Consider the following 4,799-nt stretch of genomic DNA (forward strand, 5'->3'; position numbering starts at 1 on the left):
CACACGGACTGCGGCAGGTGGCCGGCGCGGCGGCGACGGCGGCGACCCCGTCGGATGCGCGGGTGGCGGGGGCGAAGCATGCGCTGGCGCAGCGCGAATCCCTCGACGACCACGAACCGAAGCTGCCGCCGACCGGTGGCTCATGGCTGCGCTCCGGTGCGGAGTTGGAGGCCCTGTTCGGGCACCTGCCGGGCGTCCTGGAGACCACGGCGGAGGTGGCGGCGGAGTGCGCGTTCACCCTCGACCTCATCGCCCCGAACCTGCCGGCGTGGGATGTGCCGGAGGGCCACGACGAATCCTCGTGGCTGGCGCACATCGCCCGGGACGGGGCGCGGCGGCGCTATGGACCCGCGGAGGGGCTGGACGGCGACGCGGCCGGGCCCGTCGGCGAGGGCGGGGAAGGTGGCGCGCCGGACGTCGTCAAGCAAGCCTGGATCCAGCTGGAACGGGAACTCGGCGTCATCGATGAGCTGGGCTTTCCGGGGTATTTCCTCATCGTCCACGACATCTGCGAGTTCTGCCGGCGCGAGAACATCCTGGCGCAGGGGCGCGGATCGGCGGCGAATTCGGTGGTGTGCTTCGCGCTGGGCATCACCAACGTCGACCCGATTTCGGCGGGGCTGCTGTTCGAGCGGTTCCTGTCGCCCGAGCGCGACGGGCCGCCCGACATCGACCTGGACATCGAATCGGGGCGGCGCGAGGAGGTCATCCAGTACGTCTACGGGCGCTACGGGCGCGACAACGCGGCGCAGGTGGCCAACGTGATCACCTACCGGCGGCGCGGTGCGCTGCGCGACGCCGCCCGGGCGCTGGGGCACGCGCCGGGCGTCATCGACGCCTGGGTGAACAAGACCGCCGACCCGCCCGAGCAGGTCGCGGAACTCGCCGAGGGGCTGCGCGGCCAACCCCGGCACCTGGGCATCCACTCCGGCGGCATGGTCATCTGCGACCGGCCCATCGCCGACGTCGTGCCGGTGGAGTGGGCGCGGATGGAGAACCGGTCGGTGGTGCAGTGGGACAAGGACGACTGCGCGGCGGCCGGGTTGGTGAAGTTCGACCTGCTGGGGCTGGGCATGCTCGAGGCGATCCACCACTGCATCGACCTCGTCGCCGAGCATCACGGCCGGACGGTGCGGCTGTGGGAGATCGACGTGGCCGAGAAGGCGGTCTACGACATGCTGTCGCGCGCCGACGCCGTCGGGGTGTTCCAGGTGGAGTCGCGGGCGCAGCTGGCCACGCTGCCCAGGCTGCGGCCGCGGGAGTTCTTCGACCTCGTCGTCGAGGTGGCGCTGATCCGCCCCGGCCCCATCCAGGGCGGCAGCGTGCACCCGTACATCCGGCGGCGCAACGGGCTGGAGAAGGTGACCTTCGACCATCCGGTGCTGGAGAAGTCGCTGGGCAAGACGCTGGGCATCCCGCTGTTCCAGGAGCAGCTGATGCAGGTCGCCGTCGACGCCGCGGGGTTTTCCGGGGCGGAGGCCGACTCGCTGCGCCGCGCGATGGGCGCCAAGCGGTCGGTGGAGCGGATGGAGGCGCTGCGCACCCGGTTCCTCGACGGGTTGCGGGAGACCAACGGCATCGTCGGCGACGTCGCGGACCGGCTGTGGGACAAGATCGTCGCCTTCGCCGCCTACGGGTTCCCGGAGTCGCACGCGCAGTCCTTCGCGTCGCTGGTGTATTTCTCGGCGTGGTTCAAGCACCACTACCCGGCGGAGTTCTGCGTCGCGCTGCTGCGGGCGCAGCCGATGGGCTTCTACTCGCCGCAGTCGCTGGTCGCGGATGCCCGCCGCCACGGGGTCGGCTGCGACGGCCCGGACGTCAACGTCTCCGGCGTGGAGGCGGACTGCCCCGGCGGCCGGATCCGGCTGGGGCTGGGGTCGGTGTCCGGGCTTGGCGACGCCGCCGCGCAGCGCATCATCGCCGCACGTGACGGCGGCGGGAAACCCGGAAGCGGTGACGGCACCGGCCCTTTCAGCGACGTCGCCGATCTGGCGCGCCGGGCGTCGCTGTCGGTCGCCCACGTGGAGGCCCTGGCCAGGGCTGGGGCGCTGGAATGTCTGGGGATGGACCGTCGACAGGCATTGTGGGCGGCCGGCGTCGCGGCCACGGAGCACGAGGGCATGCTGCCCGGGCTGACGGTCGCCTCGGCCCCGGCGCTGCCGGGCATGACCGAGTTCGAGCTGGCGGCGGCGGACTTGGCGGGCACGGGCGTCACGCCGGGGGAGTACCCCGTGGCGCGGCTGCGCGGGGAGCTCGACGCGCTCGGCGTGGTGCCGGCGGCGGGGCTCGGGGCGGTGGAGGACTCGTCGCGGGTGCTGGTGGCGGGGATCGTCACGCACCGGCAGCGGCCGGGCACCGCCGGCGGCGTGGTGTTCCTGGGCATGGAGGACGAAACCGGGCTGATGAACGTCCTGTGCACGCCGGGGCTGTGGAACCGCTTCCGGGTCATCGCCACCACCGAACGGGCGCTGGTGGTGCGCGGCATCGCCCAGAACGCCTCCGGGGCGGTGACCATCGTCGCCGACAAGCTCACCCCGCTGCGCGAGGCCGTCGCCGCCCCCGTCGTCGCGGGCCGCAGCCGGGACTTCCGGTGAGGCGGGCGGGGCAATGGCCGGAGACGCGGTGACGGCGCCGCCGGCGGCCACGTTTCAGGGGCGCAACGCCGCCGCGCCCCGGCGCTTTCCTATGATCGGCGGGTATGCGGCACACCTATGGCTCCTCCCTCGCGCCCGACGGCAGCGCGATCGCGTACATCGTGCGCGAACGCGGCTACCCGAAGGCCGTGCAGGTGGCGCTGACCGACGACGGCCTCGGCGACGAGCGGCCGGTGCAGCTGCCCGTCGACGGCCCCGTCACCCGCGTGCTGCACTCGCCCGACGCCCGCTGGATCGCCTGCGAGGTGTCCCCGCTGGGCACCGAGCGCCTGGAGACGTGGCTGGTGTCCACCGACCCCGCCGTCCCCGGCGCGACGCGGCTGCAGCTGTCCGGCGACGCGAAGACCACCCTGGTCGAGTGGGACCGGGACAAGCTGGCCATGGACGCCGTCGCCGCCGACGGCATCACCGAGGGCCGCCTCGTCGACCCGGACACCGGCGACTACACCGTGCTCGATCGTCGCACCGACTCGTTGCTCGTCTCCGCCGAAGCGGGCCACGCCCTGATGCGCGTCGGCCCCCGCGGCAGCCGCGAGCTGCTGCTGGTCAAACCCGACGGCACGTGGCTGCCGCTGCTGCGCCCCGAACCCGGCGCGATGACCGACGCCGGCACCATCCTGCGCGAGGAGACCACCGCCGAAGACGGCCGCGTCACCGCCATCGTGTGCTCCGACCATTCCTCCGACCGCCGCCGCGTGCTGCGGGTGGCCGTCGACGGCCGCGAGGTCACCGCCGAAGAGATGATCGGCAACCCGGATTCGGACGTCGACGAGTTCGTCATCAGCGAGGACCTGACCACCGCCGCGGTGCTGTGGAACACCTCCGGCGTCTCCCTGCTGGATCTGCTGACCCTCGGCGAGGACCAGAAGGTGCTCGTCCGCCGGTCGGTGGAGCTGCCCGGCATGGTCGCCTCCGACCTCTCCATCACCGACGACGGCGAGCTGCTGTCGTTGACCGTCGAGGGCCCGAACCTGCCGCCGACGGTGGAGATCATGCGCACGTCGACGGGCAAGATCGAGCCGATCAACGTCGACCGCACGCGCCGCATCGCCGAGCGCGCCCAGGAGAATTACATCCCGGAGCTGGTGCACTTCACCGCCCGCGACGGCCTCGAGCTGTCGGGCTGGCTGTACCACGGCGAAGGCGACGACGCCTCCGGCCCGCAGCCGGTGTACATCCACCTCCACGGCGGCCCGGAGCTGCAGTCGCGGCCGGTCAACCACGACATTTTGACCACGCTGGTCGACTCCGGCGTCACGGTCTTCACCCCGAACATCCGCGGTTCGTCGGGCGCGGGCCGGCCGTTCCTCCACGCCGACGACCGCTACGGGCGCTTCGCCGCCATCGACGACGTCGCCGACACCGCCCGCTTCCTGGTGGACACCGGCATCGGCGACCCGCGGCGGTTGGCGCTGGGCGGCCGCAGCTATGGCGGGTTCATGTCCCTGCTCGTGGCGGGGCGCTACCCGGAGCTGTTCAGCGCCGTCGTCGACGCCTGCGGCATGACCAGCTTCGAGTCCTACTACGGCTCCACGGAGCCGTGGCTGGCGTCGGCGGCGTACCCGAAGTACGGCTACCCGTACCACGACGCCGAGCTGCTGCGGCAGGTGTCGCCGCTGAACCAGGCGGAGCACATCACGGCGCCGGTGCTGTTCATCCACGGCGAGTGGGACACCAACGTTCCCGAGCGCGAGTCGCTGCAGATGCGCGACGCGCTCGGCGCTCGCGGCGTGCCCACCGAGTACCTGCAGGTGCCGGGCGAGGGCCACAAGTACGCCAAGCCGAAGAGCCGCCGTCTCATCGCCGCGGCGCTCGTGGATTTCCTGTCCCGGCATGGCTTGGTGACCACGCCGAACCTCTCGCACCTCGACGCCCGCATCGCGGAGATGAAGGCCGGTGCCCCGGGCGTCGACGATTAGCCGGTCACGCCGGCAACGTCGGCCCCGCCCCGCGGCGTACCCTTTCCCACCGTGACCGCTTCTCCCGATACCGCTCCCACGCCCTTCTGCCACGTGCTCTTCGCCAGCCCGCAGATCCCGCCGAACACGGGCAACGCGATCCGCATGTGCGCGGGCACGGGCGCGGCGCTGCATCTGGCGGAGCCGTTGGGCTTCAACTTCGACGAGAAGCACGTCCGCCGCGCGG

At 72.5% G+C, this 4,799-nt stretch carries 2 protein-coding genes and 1 pseudogene; all 3 read left to right on the forward strand.

Translation table 11 applies throughout. The features are described from left to right. On the forward strand, positions 1-2,594 hold a 2,594-nt coding region (locus GX015_RS02205; RefSeq protein WP_291342455.1), incomplete at its 5' end, for an error-prone DNA polymerase. 104 nt (positions 2,595-2,698) lie between these two features. Next, positions 2,699-4,573: an alpha/beta fold hydrolase gene (locus GX015_RS02210; protein ID WP_291342456.1), complete on the forward strand. Its 1,875-nt coding sequence runs from the start codon at positions 2,699-2,701 to the stop codon at positions 4,571-4,573. Positions 4,574-4,624: 51 nt separating this feature from the next. Then, a pseudogene (locus tag GX015_RS02215) lies at positions 4,625-4,799 on the forward strand (TrmH family RNA methyltransferase); the annotation flags it as partial.

It is taken from the genome of Corynebacterium sp., from assembly GCF_012837295.1.
Lineage (GTDB): Bacteria > Actinomycetota > Actinomycetes > Mycobacteriales > Mycobacteriaceae > Corynebacterium.

Bases quoted from the DNA above. Each gene is read 5' to 3' on its own strand.
- GX015_RS02210 (WP_291342456.1), top strand. From the start codon at position 2,699: ATGCGGCACACCTATGGCTCCTCCCTCGCGCCCGACGGCAGCGCGATC.